Below are 597 nucleotides of genomic sequence, written 5' to 3' on the forward strand. Positions count from 1 at the left end.
TCGTTATGCCTAAAATGAGCGCAGATGCGAAAAAACTGTCTGTTAACTTGTGGCAAAAAATCAAAGTCGGTTCAAATTAATTGTGAGCTGATTGTTTGAAGCAAAGCAAAGGCCGTCTGAAATTTTTCAGACGGCCTTTTTTGATGTCCCAATCTTTATCGTTTCAAAGCCAAAGTCAATACGCCTGCGGTTACCAAGCCTAAGCCTATCCATTCCTGCGTACTTGGGCGTTCGTCTAAGAAAACGACGGCCATCAGGGCAACTAGGACCAGGCTGAATTTGTCGACGGGTGCGACTTGCGATGCGTTGCCCAGTTGCAGGGCTTTGAAGTAGGCAAGCCAAGATGCGCCGGTAGCGAGGCCGGATAGGATGAGGAATGTCCAGTTGCGGCCGGTAAAGCCGTTCACGCCCTGCCATTTGCCGGTGTAGGTTAAAAACAATACCAAGGCGGCGAGGATGACCAAGGTGCGGATAAATGTGGCGAAATCCGAATCTATGCCCTGTAAACCCATTTTGGCGAAAATGGCGGTCAATGAGGCGAAGCCTGCCGATGCCAATGCCCAAAATAGCCATGCGTTGCTGCTCATATTTTATTCC

At 49.1% G+C, this 597-nt stretch carries 1 protein-coding gene; it reads right to left on the reverse strand.

Translation table 11 applies throughout. The features are described from left to right. Nucleotides 1–155: 155 nt before the first annotated feature. Nucleotides 156–587, reverse strand: coding sequence for an EamA family transporter (locus ACTHUR_RS15960; protein WP_003680126.1), 432 nt, complete (start codon nucleotides 585–587; stop codon nucleotides 156–158). Nucleotides 588–597: the final 10 nt, after the last annotated feature.

The sequence above is a fragment of the Neisseria sp. P0021.S007 genome, from assembly GCF_051956855.1.